Raw genomic sequence first — 14,975 nt, forward strand, 5'->3', positions numbered from 1 at the left:
GAGAGGAGGCAGAGATGGAGGGAGCGGTTATCAAGGTCATCGGTCTCGGGGGAGCGGGGAACAACGCGGTGAACCGCATGATTGAGGCGGGGCTTTTGGGGGTGGAGTTCATCGCCGCCAACACCGACGCCCAGGTGCTGGCCAAGAGCCTGGCCGACCAGCGCATTCAGCTTGGGGAGAAGCTCACCCGGGGCCTTGGGGCCGGGGCCAACCCCGAGATCGGGGAGAAGGCGGCCCTCGAGGCCGAGGACCTCATCGCCGAAGCCTTGGACGGGGCCGACCTGGTCTTTATCACCGCCGGCATGGGGGGAGGTACCGGAACGGGAAGCGCCCCGGTGGTGGCGGATATCGCCAAGCGGCTTGGAGCCCTCACCGTGGCCGTGGTGACCCGCCCCTTCAGCTTCGAAGGCCCGAAACGCCTCAAGGCGGCGGAAGAGGGTATCAAGCGCCTTAAGGAGCGGGTGGACGCCATGGTGGTGGTGCAAAACGACCGCCTCCTCTCTGCCGTGGACAAGAAGGTAAGCCTCAAGGATGCCTTCCTCATCGCCGACCGGGTCCTCTACCACGGGGTCAAGGGCATCACCGACGTCATCAATCTCCCGGGCCTCATCAACGTGGACTTTGCCGACGTGAAAACCCTTTTGGAGGGGGCAGGCCAGGTGCTCATGGGCATCGGGGCGGGACGGGGGGAAAACCGGGTGGAGGAAGCCGCCAAGACCGCCACCCACAGCCCCCTCCTGGAACGCTCCATTGAGGGAGCCAAGCGGCTTCTCCTCAACGTGGTGGGCTCCGAGGACCTCTCCCTTATGGAGGCGGCGGAGGTGGTGGAGCGGGTGCGGGAGGCCACGGGCAACGAGGATGTGGACATCCTCTACGGGGTCACCTACGATGAACGGGCCCAGGATGAACTGCGGGTGATCCTCATCGCCGCAGGTTTCGGCGAGAGTACCGTGGTCCCCAAGCCCCTGCGCCCTGTGGATTTCCCGACCCACGCCGATCCCTATAACTTCGACATCCCCGCCTTTATCCGCTACGGGGATGCGGACTACCCCCCTAGAAAGGGAAACTAGGAACCTCGAGGCATGGTGGTTTTGGGCATAGACCCCGGCATCACCCACCTGGGGCTGGGGGTGGTGGAGGTGGAGCCCAAGGGCACCCTAAAAGCCCGCCTCCTCCACGGGGAGGTGGTGAGGACCTCCCACAAGGAACCCGCCCAGGAACGGGTGGGGCGCATCCACGCCCGGGTAAAGGAGGCCCTTGCCCGCTTCCACCCCGAGGCCCTGGCGGTGGAGGAGCAGTTCTTCTACCGGCAGAACGAACTGGCCTACAGGGTGGGCTGGGCCCTGGGGGCGGTGCTGGTGGCGGCCTTTGAGGCCGGGGTTCCCGTTTACGCCTACGGCCCCATGCAGGTGAAGCAGGCCCTGGCCGGGCACGGGCACGCCGGTAAGGAAGAGGTGGCCTTGATGGTCCGGGGCATCCTGGGTTTAAAGGAAGCTCCCAAGCCCAGCCACCTGGCCGATGCCCTGGCCATCGCCCTCACCCACGCCTTCTACGCCCGCCTGGGGGCGGCTAAGCCCCTTTGAGCTCAGCAGCGGAGGTAACCGGGCAGGACCTCCTCCAAGGGGGTGAGGCGGGGGAGGAGGTGGGCGGGAGGGGGAAAGGGAGCGGTGTTCCCCTCCTTCAGCATGAGGTACTGGTCCTGGGTGATGGGGGCGAAGGGCAGGCGGGACAGGAGGGGTACGGCGAGGTCCATAAACCCTAGGGGAATGGAGAGAAAGGGTTTTTTCCGCCCTAAAACCTCCATGCAAAGCCCTAAAAGCTCCCGGAAGGTGTACTCCCTTGGCCCCACCAGGTCAAAGGTACCCTCGAGGCCCCTTTCCAAAGCCCCAGCAAAGGCCTCGGCCACATCCCCCACGTAGACGGGGCGAAAGGGGAAGCTTCCATCCCCGATGAGGGGCACAAAGGGCAAGGACCCGCAGACGAGACTCCTGAGCACCTGGCCAAAGAACTCATCCCCTGGGCCGAAGATGAGGCTGGGGCGGAAAATGGCGTAGCTTAGGCCGCTATCCCGCACCAGCTCCTCGGCCTCCGCCTTGGTTTGGTAGTAACGGCTACCCGTGCCCCGCCTGGCCCCCAGGGCGGACATGTGAAGAAGACGGCCCACCCCAGCCCTCTTTAGGGCCACAAGAAGGTTCCTGACCCCTTCCACGTGCACCTGGCGGAAGGTCTGGTCCTTCTCCCGGATGATCCCCGCCAGGTAGATGGCGGCCTCCACTCCCTCGAGGGTCGGTACCTCCCGGGTAATGTCCCCGGGGATGTGCACCGCCCCCTTGGGAAGGTCCCTGGGGGTGCGGGAAAGGACCAAGGGGATGTGGCCCCCTTGCACAAGCCGGGCCACCAGGTGCCGGCCCACAAAGCCCGTCCCGCCAACGACCAGAACCCTCATCCCAAGCGTCCCAAGGCTCTCTTCGTCCTCCTTTGCATCTAGAGAGTTAACGGTAGACTGCCCCAACCTGCCTTCCACCGCCCAGCTCCAGGGCTGGGGACGACTTTAGGTATTCTCCCAGAAAGAACAACCCAAGGGTGTTACCCCAGCCACAAAGGAGGCCCCCGCAGCCAAGGCGGGGTAAGCGCTTGTCTAAAAACCCCACCCCTGCCACCATGAGGGCATGGGAGAGATCCGGGTGGGTACCGCCAGCTGGACGGACGAAACCCTCCTCGCCTCCGGGTGGTATCCTCCCGAGGTACGCCACCATCCCGAGAAGCGCCTCCGCTACTATGCGGAGCACTTTGACACCGTGGAGGTGGACAGCACCTTCTACGCCCTACCCCGGCGGGAGGTGGTGGCGAAATGGGCAGAGAGGACCCCAGCGGGCTTTCTTTTCCACGTGAAAGCTTATTCCGCCTTTACCGGGCATGGCCTCGAGGCCGCCACCCTTCCCAAGGACCTTCGCTCCCTTCTCCCCAAAACCGAAGGCCACCTGGCCCAGCGGGAGGTTCCCAAGGAAGTGGTGGAGGAAGCCTGGAACCGCTTCTTCGCCGCCATCACCCCTTTAAGGGAGGCGGGCAAGCTGGGGTACCTGCACTTCGGCCTTCCGCCCTGGACCGAACCCAAGCCCCGAAGCTTTCGCTACCTGGAGCGCCTGGCGGAGAGGACCCAGGGCTACTGGGTGGCGGTGGAGTTTCGCAACCCCAGGTGGTACGTGGCCTGGGGATTCGTGAGGAAGGAACTGGAGCGGCTCGGCCTCATCCACGTGAGCGTGGATGCCCCACTCCATCCCGAGGCCCCACCCCGGGTCCTGGAACCCACCCACCCCGTGGCGGTGCTTCGATGCCACGGAAGAAACGCAGAGTCCTGGAAAGGCCCTCACCAAAAGCCCTACGAGCGCTTCAACTGGCGTTACTCAGAGGAGGAGCTTCAAGACCTGGCCCAGGCTACCCTGACCCTTGCGGAGAAGGCCGAGACGGTTTTCGTCATCTTTAACAACAACTATGGCACCCAGGGCGTGGAGGCAGCCCTGGGGCTTAAAGGCCTCCTGGGCCTAGGCCCTCCTCCCTGGGCCAAGAAGCTTCTTTAACCCCTAGGGTTTCATGCTACCTTGAGGGGGATGACGCGCCCTCCCCTGTCCGAGGCCCAGGAGGACTACCTGAAGCAGCTTTTCCTCCTGGAGGCGGAGCGGCAAGGCCCGGTGCCCACCCAAGCGCTTGCCGAGCGCCTGGGGGTTAAACCCCCCTCGGTGACGGAGATGCTCAAGAAGCTCACCGCCTTGGGCCTGGTGGAGCATGCCCCCTACCAGGGGGCCCGGCTCACCGAGGCCGGGCGGCGGATCGCCCTGGAGGTCCTAAGGCACCACCGGCTCCTCGAGGCCTACCTGCACCAAGCCCTGGGCTACGGCTGGGAGGAAGTCCACCAGGAAGCGGAACGGCTGGAGCACGTGATCAGCGAGGCCTTTGAGGAAAGGATCGCCGAGCTCTTAGGCCACCCTCCCTTTGACCCCCACGGGGACCCCATCCCCACCAAGGACCTGGCCCTGCCGGAAGCCCCAGCCCTCCCCCTCTCCCAGGCTCCCTTAGGGGAGGCCCGGGTGGTGCGGGCCTTGGCCCAGGACCGGGGCACCCTCAACCTCCTGGCCAAGCTGGGTCTGGTTCCCGGAAAGGTCCTTAGGGTGGTGGAGAAAGGAGACGGGGTGGGCATCGAAATGGCAGGGGAGGTATTGCGCCTTCCCGAGGAGCTGGCCCAGGCCGTTGGGGTAGAGGCCCTTCAGGAAAGGGCCCCGTAAACCAGGGTGCGGAAGGCCAGGCCAAGCCGCTGCCCAAGCCGGGAGTGAAGAGCCCTTTCCGGCTCCAGCACGGAAAGGAGATTGGGGGCCTGGGTGAAAAGCAAGGCGCTCAGTTCCAGGGCGGGATCCACCAGGAAATACGTGCCGGCAAACCCCCACCAGTAGAAGTCCCCGGGGCTTCCCGGCGCCAGACCCCCAGGGCCCAAACGCACCGCCACCCCAAGGCCAAAGCCGTAGCCGGGGCCAGGAGTGTACTCCAGGCCCCTTCTCAACCCCGCCTCGTAGAGGGGACCCAGGTGATCCTGGACCAGGAGGCGACAGAGGCTTTTGTGCAAAAACCCCCGTCCCGTGCGCAGGGCCTCCAGGAACCGCAGGTAGTCCCAGGCCGTGCTTACCCCGCCCAGGCCCCCCGCATACCGGGGGGGCTCCGCCTCCACGGGAATGAGGCGGATGGACCTGCCTGTTTCCGGATCCCGGGAAAAGGGCTGGGCCAGCCGGGTAGGGTCTTGGGCCACGAAGCCCGAATCCCACATACCCAAGGGGGAAAACACCCGCTCATTGAGGAGCTCCGCCAGGCTTTTGCCCGCCATGGCCTCCAAGAGATGCCCCAGCACATCGGTGGAAAGCCCGTACTCAAAGGCTTCTCCCGGCTGGAAGCGCAGGGGCAAAGAGGCCAAGCGGGTAAGGAACTCCTCCCGGGGAAGGTCAAACCGATCCACCCCCGCCTCCAGGTAGAGCCGTTTCACCGGGGAGCGGAAGAAGACCCCATAGGTAAAGCCCGCGGTGTGGGGGAGGAGGTCGTAGACAGTGAGGGGCCGCCTAAGGGCCTCGAGGGCCACCTCCTCCCCCACTTCCCGCCCCACCTTGACCCCGGCGAACCCCGGCAGGTACTTTTCCACAGGGTCCAGAAGGGAAAGGCTGCCCTCCTCCACGAAGGTGAGGGCTAGGGCGGAAACCCATGGCTTGGTCATGGAGTAGATGCGGAAAAGAGCGTCTTCCCGCATGGGAAGAGCCTTTTCCGGATCCAGATACCCCCCCACTCCCTGGTAGATCACCTCTCCCCCCCGGGCCACCAGGGCCACGTACCCGGGAAGAAGACCCTCAGCCACCTGCCTTTTCAAGAATTCATCTAGTCGGGAAAAGTCCATGCTCGCCTCTCAAGCGGGAGCAGCGCCGATGGTTCTACCCCCGTCCACGAAGAGCACCTGGCCGGTGATGTAGCTGGACTCATCGGAAACCAGGAAAAGGGCAGCGTAGGCCACCTCAATGGGCTTCCCCGTGCGCCCCAAAGGGGTGGCGGCGATGGCCTTCTCCCGCACCTTCTCCGGCACCTTAGCCGTCATCCGGGTCTCAATAAAGCCCGGAGCCAGGGCGTTCACCCGGATCCCCCACCGGCCAAGCTCCAAGGCCAGGGTCCGGGTCAGCCCCACCACCCCCGCCTTGGCCGCGCTGTAGTTGGCCTGCCCCAGATTCCCCAGGTACACCCGGGAACTGGTGAGAACAATGGAACCCGGGTTCTTCTCCCGCATGGCCTCGCTGGCCGCCTTGGCCACCAGGAAGCTTCCCGTGAGGTTCACCCGGATCACGGCCTCCCAGTCCTCGAGGGGCATCTTCCAGTGGAAGTTGTCCCGGGTGATCCCCGCGTAGTGCACCACGCCATCCAAGCGGCCCATGGCCTCTAGGGCCTCCCGGAACCCTTTCTCCACCGAGAGGGGATCGGCCACGTCCATGGGTACGGCCAAGGCCCCCGTGGCCTTCGCCGCCTCCTGCAATGAAGCCGCCTCGAGGTCACAGGCCACAAGCCTCGCCCCTTCCCCAGCGAAAAGCTCCAACGTGGCCCGGCCGATCCCGTGGGCCGCCCCGGTGATCAGGACCACCTTATCCTTAAGCCGCATCCCTCACCTCCTCCTTGCCACGACCGAACGGTCGGTAGGCCTACCCTACCCCTTCTCCCGGCCGGCGGTCAAGGGCGGGTAAACACCCCTTGAGGGTGCCTACGCCAAAGCAGGGACTCAGGCAGCCCCTATAGCCGCCAGGCGTAATAGGGCGTTTCCACAAAAAGGGGTGGGCCTCCCAGATAGACCCTAAGCCCAGGCAGGATTAGCGTTTCCCCCTCCCATTCAAAGGCCAAGGGGTCCACCGATAGGGGATAGTGGAGCACCCCCGTAAGGGGCAGGCCAAGCCGCAGGCGCTCGGGTAGGGAAAGCTTACCCACCAGGAGGTAGCGGGCCCTCTTGGGTCCGGATTCCGTGTAAAAAGCCACCTCCTCCCCTAGGTCCAGGAGGAAAGCCCGGCCCCGGATGTAGAGCCTAGCCCTATCCGTCCAGGTAGACATGCGGCCTCCCCATGAGGTGGGCCACCCGCACCCCTGGGCCGTAGAGGTTTTGCAGAAGGGCTTCCGTGAGCACCGCCTCCGGCCTTCCTTCCGCCAAAAGCCGTCCCCCTTTCAACACCGCCACCCGTCCGGCCAAAGCCGCCTGGTTGGGGTCGTGAAGGACGGAAAGAATCCCCATCCCCTTGGCAACCAGGTTTTGGAAGAGGGCCAGAAGCCCACCCTGGTATTCCAGGTCCAGGAAGGTGGTGGGTTCGTCCAGAAGGAGGTAGCGGGGCCTAGCCGCCAGGGCCCGGGCCAGAAGAACCCGCTGGCGCTCCCCGCCGGAAAGGCTGCCCAGGTACCGGCCCCGGAAACGGGAAGCCCCCGTAACCTCCAAAGCCCACTCCACCGCTTCCACATCCTCCCGCCCTTCCCGCCCCCAAAGGCCCAGGTGGGGAAGCCTTCCTAAGCGCACCACCTCCTCCACCAAGAGCCCCTCCGGGTAGGGGCCTCCCTGGGGCAGGTAGGCGAGGAGCCGGCCCCGGGCATAGCTTCCATAGGCCCGAAGGGGCTTTCCCTCCAGAAAGACCCCCCCTGCCCTGGGCCGGAGGAGCCCCGCCATAACCCTCAGAAGGGTGCTCTTCCCCGATCCATTGGGGCCCAAAAGGGCCACCCACTCCCCCGGCCTTACGGCCAGGCCCACCCCTAAGAGGGCATAGGGCCCCACGATCCCCTTGGCCTCAAGCCCTTCCACGCCGCCTCCACATCAGGTACAGGAAGAATGGCCCCCCAAGAAGAGTGGTCACCACCCCCACGGGAAGCTCCGCCGGTCGGGTGAGGGTGCGGGCCAAAAGGTCGGCCAGAGCCAAAAGGGCCGCCCCTCCCAAAGCGGAAGCCGGCAAGAGCAGCCGGTAGTCCTCCCCCAGGAAGCGCCTCAGGAGGTGGGGGGTGATGAGGCCCACAAAGCCAATGATCCCCGCTTGGGCCACGGCGGCGGCCACCAGGAGGCTTGCGGCCAGGAGGAGAAGAAGCTTCAGGCCCTCGAGGGGCAATCCCAGGCTCTTGGCCACATCCTCCCCCAGCTGCAAGGCATTCAGGACCCGCCCCAGAAGCAGGAGGGGTGGAAAGGCCACCAGGAAGAAGAGGAGCAAGGCCTTCACCCCCGGCCAGCCCAAAAAGGCCAGGTTGCCCAGGGTGTAGGCGAAGACCGCCCGCACCCGGTCGGCATCCTGGAGCATCAGGTAAGTGGTGGCCCCGGTCAGGACGCTCCCCACCACGACCCCGGCCAGCACCAGCTCCCCCGTGCGGGCGGCACCCCCCGCCAAGACCAAGGTGACCAGGGTAGCCAGAAGGGCACCGAAAAAGCCGAACAAGGTGGCGGAAAGGGGTAGGCTTTGGAAAACGGCGTGCTGGGCAAAGGCAGGGGAAAGCCCCCCGAGAAAAGCCGCCAAGAGGGTCACGGCAAAGGCCGCCCCCGCCGCCGAGCCCATGAGGTAGGGGTCGGCCAAGGGGTTGCGGAAAAGCCCTTGGAAGCTGGCTCCCGCCACCCCCAAGGCCGCCCCCACCAGCATGCCCCCTAGGACCCTGGGAAGCCGCATTTCGGTAACGATGGGATTCTCCTTCAGGCCCAAGAGGGCGGAAACCACCTCGCCCACCGGGAGGCTGACCGCCCCCAAGGCTACCCCCAGCACCAAAGCCAGGAGGAGAAGGAAAACCAGCCAAAGGAAGACCAGGCTTCGCTTAAGGGCTAGGGGAAGGGCCTGGGTCATGGCCTAGCGCCCGTGGAAGCAATCCACCAGAAGCCTCAAGCCCTGGGCCACCCGAGGACCTGGGCGGGAAAGGAGGCTATCCTGGCCCCCGGTAAACACGCAGATGCGCCCAGTCTGCACCGCCTTCACCCGGCTCCAGCCAGGCCTGGCCCGGATGGTTTCCAGGGCACCCGGGTAGGTGGCCACGATCACCTCGGGGTTTTTCTCCACCACGAACTCGGGGGCGATCTTGGGGAAAAGACCCAGCTCCTTGGGGATGATGTTCACCCCCCGGGCCTTTTGGATCAGCACCCCGATGAAGCTCTCGGGCCCTACGGTGTAGGGGGTGGGGTCAATCTCGTAGTAAACCCGGGGCCGGGTCTTGGCCTTGGCCGCCCGGGATTCCTCCTGGTATACCTCCCGCTGGATCTGGGCCACCAGGCGCTCCGCCTGGGCCTCGAGGCCAAGAAGCTTCCCCAGGGTACGGGTGGTGCGGAAGATATCCTCGTAGGTCTCAGTGCGCACCGCATACACCGTTAGGCCCGCCCGCTCCAGGGTCTCATAGAGCCGGCCGTACTTGGAAACCAGGACCAGGTCCGGCTTCAGGGAAACGATGAGCTCGGGGTTGGGGTTGTAAAGCCCCCCGGCCTTGGGCAGGGCCTTCACCCTCTCGGGCCAGTCGGAGTAGTTGTCGGTGGCCACGATGCGATCGCAGGCCCCGAGGGCGCACACCGTTTCCGTCACCGATGGGAGCATGGTAACGATGCGCTTTGGGGGTGCCTTGACCGTGACCGTGCGCCCTAGGTCGTCGGTGAGGGTTAAGGGAAAAGCGAAGGCCAAGGCCAAAAGGACCGAAAGAACCGCCCAAACTCTCTTCATGCCTACCTCCCTAAGGCCGCTAGGGCCAGGCCCGGGGGAGGTAGGGAAAACCCCTGCCGGAAAGCGGCAGAGGCGCAAATGGCTTTGCAAACCCCCATCGCTCCCCCATCCGCGTGAGGTGCCCGCCTAAGGGGTTTGGCGGGCGGCCCTGGCAGGTATTCGGGCTTCCGGCCTGCGAAGTTTAAGCTTAAAGAATGGCCGGTTACCGTTGCGGGACAGCGCCGGACTTGCACCGGACTTCCCCACTTTAAGCCTGGACTACGCGCCCAGGCACCAGGGCAACGGACCTGGCTTTGAGGCCCTAGCGGGCCTTAAGGCCAGGCTAAGCCTAATGGGGCAAAAAGGCAAGGGCTTGACACATTCGGGGACGGGTGATTTACTTAGTCCCGAGAACGAACTAAAGGGCAAAGGGAAAAGAACTGGGATGCGCAAAGGGGACACGCAGGAAATCCGCAGGCTCAACCGCCGGGCTATTCTGGCCCACCTGAGGCGGGGCCCCCTTACCCGGGCGGACCTTTCCCGGCTTACCGGTTTGGCTAAAAGCGCGGTAAGCCGCCTGGTGGATGAGCTTTTACAGGAGGGCCTTCTGGAGGAAGGGGCCTTTACCTCTCCCCCCGTGGGCCGGCCCGGCACCCTCTTGCACCTACGCCCTGGCGCCCGCTTTGCCCTAGGCGCGGAACTGGGGGTGGAGGAAACCGTCCTTCTGGCCCTGGACTGGCGGGGAGAGGTTCTATGGGCCAAGGAATGGAGCCACCCCCGGGAGGCCGGTCCCAGGGAACGTCTGGAACGGCTTCTGCAGGAGATTCTTCCCCATGTACCGGGGCCCTTGGGCCTGGGGTTCACCCTGCCTGGGGTGGTGGTGGAGGACCGGCTCCTCCTGGCCCCCAACCTGGGCTGGAAAAACCTGGACCTCCGGCCCCTGCTTTCCCACTTTCCCCTGCCCACGGCCTTGGAAAACGATGCCAAGGCCTCGGCCCTGTCCGAGGTCTTCTTTCACGGCGAGGCTAACCTCGCCTACCTGGTGCTCAGCACGGGCTTGGGAATCGGGGTGGTATCGGATAGCCGGATCCTGCGGGGAGCGGGTGGGGCCGCTGGGGAGCTGGGCCACTGGCTCGGCCAGGGGCACAAGCCCTGCGCCTGCGGCCGGGTGGGGTGCCTGGAAACCGAACTGGGCCTCGGTGCCCTCTTGGAGCATTACCGGTCCCTGGGCGGAAAGGCGGGGGCCCTCGAGGCCCTGCTCCAGCAGGCCAAGCAGGGGGAGGCTTTGGCCCTCGAGGCCATCCATCATCTGGGCGAGGCCTTGGGGCGGTTCCTCGCCAACCTGGCGGTGGCCTACGACCCGGCCCGGGTGGTCATAGGGGGCAAGGCAGCCGAGTTCTTCCCCTACCTGGAGCAATCCTTGCGCCAGTCCTTGGCGGCCCATGCCTTCCTGGAAGCCCATCGTTCCTTGCCCGTGCAACCTTCCCTTTATGGTCACCTGCCCCGGCGGTGGGTGGGGCTAGCCTCTTTTTGGTGAGGTTTTTCGAGCTGGGCGGCCTGTGGGCGGAAAGCCCACGTCGCAATGGAGGTAGGTATGAGGAAGTGGCTTTTGGCGATCGGCGTGGCCTTGGGGCTTAGCGCCCTGGCCCAGACGGGCAAGCTGGAGATCTTCTCCTGGTGGGCAGGGGATGAGGGACCGGCCCTCGAGGCCCTCATCCGGCTTTACAAGCAAAAGTACCCCGGCGTGGAGGTCATCAACGCCACGGTTACCGGCGGGGCCGGGGTGAACGCCAAGGCGGTCCTGAAGACCCGCATGCTGGGCGGTGACCCGCCCGATACCTTCCAGGTGCACGCCGGGCAGGAACTCATCGGCACCTGGGTGGTGGCCGACCGCATGGAGGACCTCACCAGCCTCTTCCGGCAGGAGGGTTGGCTCCAAGCCTTCCCCAAGGGCCTCATCGACCTCCTCTCCTACAAGAGAGGCATCTGGAGCGTGCCCGTCAACATCCACCGCTCCAACGTCATGTGGTACATCCCCGCCAAGCTGAAGGAATGGGGGGTGACCCCGCCCAAGACCTGGGCGGAGTTCCTCGCCACCTGCCAGACCTTGAAGCGGAAGGGCCTTGAAGCACCCTTGGCCCTGGGCGAGAACTGGACCCAGCAGCACCTTTGGGAAAGCGTGGCCCTGGCCACCCTGGGAGCCGACGGCTGGAATAACCTCTGGAGCGGCAAGCTAAAGTTCACCGACCCCAAGGCGGTGGCCGTATGGGAAACCTTTGGCAAGGTGCTGGATTGCGCCAACAAGGACGCCGCGGGGCTTTCCTGGCAACAGGCGGTGGACCGGGTAGTCCAGGGCAAGGCCGCTTTCAACATCATGGGCGACTGGGCCGCCGGCTACATGAGCACCACGCTGAAGCTGAAGCCCGGTGTGGACTTCGCCTGGGCCCCCTCCCCCGGCACCCAAGGGGTCTTCATGATGCTCTCCGACTCCTTTGGCCTCCCCAAGGGAGCCAAGAACCGGCAAAACGCCATCAACTGGCTCAAGCTGGTGGGCTCCAAGGAGGGCCAGGACACCTTTAACCCCCTGAAGGGCTCCATCTCCGCCCGGCTGGACTCCGACCCCGCCAAGTACAACGCCTACGGCCAGTCGGCCATGAAGGACTGGAAGTCCAACCGCATCGTGGGCTCTTTGGTCCACGGGGCAGTGGCACCCGAAAGCTTCATGAGCCAGTTCGGCACCGTGATGGAGATCTTCCTGCAGACCAAGAGCCCCCAGGCGGCCGCCAACGCCGCCCAGGCCATCGCCAACCAGGTGGGCTTGGGCCGCTAAGCTTCCTCGGCCCGTGGGGGCAAAAGCCCCCACGGGCTTTTCCGGAGAGAGCATGCGCGACCGGATCGTAGCCTTCCTGGTCCTCCTCCCCTCCTTGGTGGCCGTGGGCATCTTCGTCTACGGCTTCATCGGGCAAAACCTCTGGGTTTCCCTCACCGACTGGGGAAAGAACCCAGCCCAGGCCCTGGCCCTGAGGCCAGAGCTCCACTTCGTGGGCCTGGAAAACTACCGTGAACTCTTCACCGGCTTCGTGGACGTGCGTTTCCGCCAAAGCGTGGTCAACCTCATCTTCTTCACCCTCTTTTTCATGGGGGGAAGCCTGGGCCTAGGCCTCCTCCTGGCCATGGCCCTGGACCGCGGGCCCAAGGGAGAAGGCCTTTTCCGCACCGTCTTCCTCTTTCCCATGGCCCTCTCCTTCGTAGTCACCGGCACCATCTGGCGCTGGCTCTTGCAGCCCCAAGGTGGGATCAACGTCCTGCCCACCCTCTTTGGCCTACCCCCCTTCCACTTCCCCTGGCTCACCACCAGGCAGCAGACCTGGGTCTTTGACTGGAACCAACTGCCCTTTTACACCGCCTTGGCGGTGGGCCTAACCCTCTTGTACGTGGCTTGGAAAGCCCACCAGGAAGGGGAAAGGAAGCGGCTTTTCTGGAGCCTGTTGTCCAGCGGGGTCCTCCTGGTTTGGGCCTTCACCCTGGGCAGGACCACCCACCTTCTCCCCTACCCCGAGCCCCACGGCTTCAGCCTAGCCCTGGTGGGGGTGATTCTGGCGGCGGTCTGGCAGATGTCCGGCTACACCATGGCCCTTTATCTGGCGGGTCTAAGGGGAATCCCCGTGGAGGTGCTGGAAGCGGCCAAGGTGGACGGGGCCAGCGAGTGGCAGACCTACCGGCACGTCATCCTTCCCCTCCTCGCCCCCATCACCCTTTCCGCCATGATCGTCCTGGGGCACATCGCCCTGAAGATCTTTGACCTCATCTTCGCCATGGCCGGGTTGGATTACGCCCCCACCGATGTACCCGCCATCTACATGTACCTCCTCGCCTTCCGCGGCAACCAGTTCGCCAAGGGGGCGGCCATCGGCATACTCCTCTTGCTCTTGGTGGCCTTGGTGGTCATCCCCTACCTGGTAAGCCAGCTTCGGAAGGAGGTCAGGCGCTGATGGGCCGGTTCTTCCTGTACGCCTTCTTACTCCTCGCCACCCTCTTCTTCCTTCTCCCCGTCTATCTGGTGATCCTCACCGCCCTGAAGGAACCCGCCAAGATTACCCTGGACACGGTCTGGCGCTGGCCGGACCCCGTGTACTGGGAAAGCTTCAAAATCGCCTGGGATGCCTTCCGGCCCAAGTTCCAAAACAGCGTGGTCCTGGCCCTTTCCGCCACGGCGCTGTCCGCCCTGGTGGGAGCCCTCAACGGCTACGTCCTGGCCAAGTGGCCCTTTAGGGGTTCTAACCTCCTGTTTGCCCTCATGCTCTTCGGGATGTTCATCCCCTACCAGAGCATCCTCATCCCCCTTTTCCAGTTCGTAAAGGCCATAGGCCTTTACGGCACCCTATGGGGCCTCATCCTGGTCCACGTGGTCTACGGCATCCCCATCGTCACCCTTATCTTCAAGAACTACTACAGTGAAATCCCCGATGAGCTGGTGGAGGCTGCCCGCATAGACGGGGCAGGCTTCTTCGGCATCTTCCGCCACGTAATCCTGCCCCTTTCTGCCCCCGCCTTCGTGGTGGTGGCCATCTGGCAGTTCACCCAGATCTGGAACGAGTTCCTCTTCGCCGTGACCCTGACCCGGCCGGAAAGCCAGCCCATCACCGTGGCCCTGGCGCAACTGGCAGGCGGTGAGGCAGTGAAGTGGAACCTGCCCATGGCCGGGGCCATTCTGGCCGCTTTACCCACCCTTCTGGTCTACATCTTCCTGGGCCGGTACTTCCTTCGGGGGCTCCTGGCTGGCTCGGTAAAGGGGTAGACTCCTGCCATGCGCGCCTGGGTGCAAGAACGCCTTCAAGGCCCCATGACCTTTAAGGAGATCCCCGACCCCACGCCGGGCCCGGGAGAGGTAGTGCTGGAAGTGGAGGCGGTGGGCCTGAACTTCGCCGACCACCTCATGCGGCTTGGCGGATACCTCACCCGGATTCATCCGCCCTTCGTGCCGGGCATGGAGGTGGTGGGCCGGGTGGAGGGGCGGCGCTTTGCCGCCTTGGTAGGGCATGGGGCCCTGGCGGAGAAGGTAGCCGTGCCCAGGGAAGCCCTTCTACCCGTGCCCGAGGGGCTCTCCCCGGAGGAGGCCGCCGCCTACCCGGTTTCCTTCCTCACCGCCTACCTGGCCCTGAGGCAGGCGGGGGCCAAGCCCGGGGAAAAGGTCCTGGTGCAGGCAGCGGCGGGAGCTTTGGGAACAGCTTCGGTGCAGGTGGCAAAGGCCATGGGCCTAAAGGTGCTGGCCTCCGCCTCGAGGCCCGAGAAGCTGGATCTTCCCCAGGCCCTGGGGGCTGAGGCCGTCGCCACCTATGCGGAGCTCCCCGAAAAGGCCAAGGCATTCGGCGGGGTGGATATCCTTCTGGAGGTGCGGGGTAACCAGCTGGAGGAAAGCCTTTCCCTTCTGAACCCAGGGGGAAGGCTGGTCTATATTGGGGCCGCCGAGGGAGAGGTGGCGCCCCTGAATCCCTTGCGCCTCATGCGGAGGAACCTCACGGTAATGGGCTTTTGGCTTGCTCCCCTCCTCAGGGAAAAAGCCCTGGTGCAGGAGGCCTTGCGGTTTCTCCTGCCCCGTTTGGGCAGGGAGCTCAAGCCCGTGGTGGGAAGGGTTTTCCCCTTCCCCGAGGCTGAAGCCGCCTTCCAAGCCCTCCTGGACCGGGGCCATGTGGGCAAGATCGTCGTCCGCCTTTAGAGAAAAGAGGGGGTGTGGGGGAGCTATAATCCCCCGGTTTTTAAACCGGGGATACATGG

At 64.9% G+C, this 14,975-nt stretch carries 15 protein-coding genes, 1 pseudogene and 1 riboswitch; of the genes and pseudogenes, 9 read left to right on the forward strand and 7 right to left on the reverse strand.

Translation table 11 applies throughout. From position 1 onward, the window contains the following. The first annotated feature begins 14 nt into the window (after positions 1 to 14). Both ftsZ and ruvC read left to right on the forward strand, forming a co-directional pair. A complete protein-coding gene (gene ftsZ, locus F604_RS0107610) occupies positions 15 to 1,070 on the forward strand; it encodes a cell division protein FtsZ (protein WP_019551132.1) in 1,056 nt (351 codons plus the stop codon). 12 nt (positions 1,071 to 1,082) lie between these two features. Then, positions 1,083 to 1,583 (forward strand): crossover junction endodeoxyribonuclease RuvC, encoded by a 501-nt coding sequence (ruvC, locus tag F604_RS0107615; protein ID WP_019551133.1) that lies wholly within the window; start codon positions 1,083 to 1,085, stop codon positions 1,581 to 1,583. Between the two features lie 2 nt (positions 1,584 to 1,585). On the opposite strand, the gene F604_RS0107620 is transcribed toward ruvC, so the two are convergent. Further along, positions 1,586 to 2,446, reverse strand: coding sequence for a complex I NDUFA9 subunit family protein (locus F604_RS0107620; RefSeq protein ID WP_019551134.1), 861 nt, complete (start codon positions 2,444 to 2,446; stop codon positions 1,586 to 1,588). Positions 2,447 to 2,669: 223 nt separating this feature from the next. Here F604_RS0107620 and F604_RS0107625 point away from each other — a divergent pair, with 223 nt between their 5' ends. Continuing rightward, positions 2,670 to 3,578, forward strand: a complete 909-nt coding sequence (locus tag F604_RS0107625; RefSeq protein ID WP_019551135.1) for a DUF72 domain-containing protein — start codon at positions 2,670 to 2,672, stop codon at positions 3,576 to 3,578. A 30-nt stretch (positions 3,579 to 3,608) separates the two neighbouring features. After that, positions 3,609 to 4,280: a manganese-dependent transcriptional regulator MntR gene (mntR, locus tag F604_RS0107630; RefSeq protein WP_019551136.1), complete on the forward strand. Its 672-nt coding sequence runs from the start codon at positions 3,609 to 3,611 to the stop codon at positions 4,278 to 4,280. Here mntR and F604_RS0107635 read toward each other — a convergent pair. The 6 genes from F604_RS0107635 to F604_RS0107660 all read right to left on the reverse strand — a co-directional run bounded on the left by F604_RS0107635 (position 4,262) and on the right by F604_RS0107660 (position 9,221). Continuing rightward, the gene (locus F604_RS0107635) at positions 4,262 to 5,428 is read right to left on the reverse strand and encodes a serine hydrolase domain-containing protein (RefSeq protein ID WP_019551137.1); all 1,167 of its coding nucleotides are present in this window, start codon (positions 5,426 to 5,428) and stop codon (positions 4,262 to 4,264) included. The genes mntR and F604_RS0107635 overlap by 19 nt on opposite strands. 9 nt (positions 5,429 to 5,437) lie before the next feature. Next, a complete protein-coding gene (locus F604_RS0107640) occupies positions 5,438 to 6,175 on the reverse strand; it encodes an SDR family oxidoreductase (protein WP_019551138.1) in 738 nt (245 codons plus the stop codon). A gap of 128 nt (positions 6,176 to 6,303) precedes the next feature. Continuing rightward, positions 6,304 to 6,615 carry a hypothetical protein gene (locus F604_RS0107645; RefSeq protein ID WP_019551139.1) on the reverse strand — a complete coding sequence of 104 codons (312 nt, stop codon included), beginning with the start codon at positions 6,613 to 6,615 and terminating at the stop codon, positions 6,304 to 6,306. After that, positions 6,596 to 7,348, reverse strand: coding sequence for an ABC transporter ATP-binding protein (locus F604_RS0107650; protein WP_019551140.1), 753 nt, complete (start codon positions 7,346 to 7,348; stop codon positions 6,596 to 6,598). Before F604_RS0107650 ends, F604_RS0107645 begins: the two co-directional genes overlap by 20 nt. After that, positions 7,335 to 8,363: a FecCD family ABC transporter permease gene (locus F604_RS0107655; protein ID WP_019551141.1), complete on the reverse strand. Its 1,029-nt coding sequence runs from the start codon at positions 8,361 to 8,363 to the stop codon at positions 7,335 to 7,337. The genes F604_RS0107650 and F604_RS0107655 overlap by 14 nt, the downstream gene beginning before the upstream one ends. 3 nt (positions 8,364 to 8,366) lie before the next feature. Continuing rightward, positions 8,367 to 9,221, reverse strand: coding sequence for an ABC transporter substrate-binding protein (locus F604_RS0107660; protein WP_019551142.1), 855 nt, complete (start codon positions 9,219 to 9,221; stop codon positions 8,367 to 8,369). 133 nt (positions 9,222 to 9,354) lie between these two features. Further along, positions 9,355 to 9,514: riboswitch (cobalamin riboswitch) on the reverse strand. Positions 9,515 to 9,645: 131 nt separating this feature from the next. Here F604_RS0107660 and F604_RS12025 point away from each other — a divergent pair. The 5 genes and pseudogenes from F604_RS12025 to F604_RS0107685 all read left to right on the forward strand — a co-directional run bounded on the left by F604_RS12025 (position 9,646) and on the right by F604_RS0107685 (position 14,916). Further along, positions 9,646 to 10,838, forward strand: a pseudogene (locus tag F604_RS12025) (ROK family transcriptional regulator). After that, positions 10,795 to 12,030, forward strand: coding sequence for an ABC transporter substrate-binding protein (locus F604_RS0107670; RefSeq protein ID WP_019551143.1), 1,236 nt, complete (start codon positions 10,795 to 10,797; stop codon positions 12,028 to 12,030). The pseudogene F604_RS12025 and the gene F604_RS0107670 overlap by 44 nt, the downstream one beginning before the upstream one ends. Positions 12,031 to 12,082: 52 nt before the next feature. Continuing rightward, complete coding sequence (locus tag F604_RS0107675; protein ID WP_026329056.1) at positions 12,083 to 13,192, forward strand: carbohydrate ABC transporter permease; 1,110 nt, start codon at positions 12,083 to 12,085, stop codon at positions 13,190 to 13,192. Next, positions 13,192 to 13,998 carry a carbohydrate ABC transporter permease gene (locus F604_RS0107680; protein ID WP_019551145.1) on the forward strand — a complete coding sequence of 269 codons (807 nt, stop codon included), beginning with the start codon at positions 13,192 to 13,194 and terminating at the stop codon, positions 13,996 to 13,998. The genes F604_RS0107675 and F604_RS0107680 overlap by 1 nt, the downstream gene beginning before the upstream one ends. A gap of 9 nt (positions 13,999 to 14,007) precedes the next feature. Then, entirely contained in the window at positions 14,008 to 14,916 is a 909-nt protein-coding gene (locus F604_RS0107685) for an NADPH:quinone oxidoreductase family protein (protein ID WP_019551146.1), read from the forward strand. The last annotated feature ends 59 nt before the right edge of the window (positions 14,917 to 14,975 follow it).

Source organism: Thermus scotoductus DSM 8553 (assembly GCF_000381045.1).
GTDB lineage: Bacteria > Deinococcota > Deinococci > Deinococcales > Thermaceae > Thermus > Thermus scotoductus.

What these genes read in the sequence shown, in the direction of transcription:
- ftsZ (WP_019551132.1), top strand. Translation starts at nt 15, where the DNA reads ATGGAGGGAGCGGTTATCAAGGTCATCGGTCTCGGGGGAGCGGGGAAC.
- ruvC (WP_019551133.1), top strand. Translation starts at nt 1,083, where the DNA reads ATGGTGGTTTTGGGCATAGACCCCGGCATCACCCACCTGGGGCTGGGG.
- F604_RS0107620 (WP_019551134.1), bottom strand. Translation starts at nt 2,446, where the DNA reads ATGAGGGTTCTGGTCGTTGGCGGGACGGGCTTTGTGGGCCGGCACCTG.
- F604_RS0107625 (WP_019551135.1), top strand. Translation starts at nt 2,670, where the DNA reads ATGGGAGAGATCCGGGTGGGTACCGCCAGCTGGACGGACGAAACCCTC.
- mntR (WP_019551136.1), top strand. Translation starts at nt 3,609, where the DNA reads ATGACGCGCCCTCCCCTGTCCGAGGCCCAGGAGGACTACCTGAAGCAG.
- F604_RS0107635 (WP_019551137.1), bottom strand. Translation starts at nt 5,428, where the DNA reads ATGGACTTTTCCCGACTAGATGAATTCTTGAAAAGGCAGGTGGCTGAG.
- F604_RS0107640 (WP_019551138.1), bottom strand. Translation starts at nt 6,175, where the DNA reads ATGCGGCTTAAGGATAAGGTGGTCCTGATCACCGGGGCGGCCCACGGG.
- F604_RS0107645 (WP_019551139.1), bottom strand. Translation starts at nt 6,615, where the DNA reads ATGTCTACCTGGACGGATAGGGCTAGGCTCTACATCCGGGGCCGGGCT.
- F604_RS0107655 (WP_019551141.1), bottom strand. Translation starts at nt 8,363, where the DNA reads ATGACCCAGGCCCTTCCCCTAGCCCTTAAGCGAAGCCTGGTCTTCCTT.
- F604_RS0107660 (WP_019551142.1), bottom strand. Translation starts at nt 9,221, where the DNA reads ATGAAGAGAGTTTGGGCGGTTCTTTCGGTCCTTTTGGCCTTGGCCTTC.
- F604_RS0107670 (WP_019551143.1), top strand. Translation starts at nt 10,795, where the DNA reads ATGAGGAAGTGGCTTTTGGCGATCGGCGTGGCCTTGGGGCTTAGCGCC.
- F604_RS0107675 (WP_026329056.1), top strand. Translation starts at nt 12,083, where the DNA reads ATGCGCGACCGGATCGTAGCCTTCCTGGTCCTCCTCCCCTCCTTGGTG.
- F604_RS0107680 (WP_019551145.1), top strand. Translation starts at nt 13,192, where the DNA reads ATGGGCCGGTTCTTCCTGTACGCCTTCTTACTCCTCGCCACCCTCTTC.
- F604_RS0107685 (WP_019551146.1), top strand. Translation starts at nt 14,008, where the DNA reads ATGCGCGCCTGGGTGCAAGAACGCCTTCAAGGCCCCATGACCTTTAAG.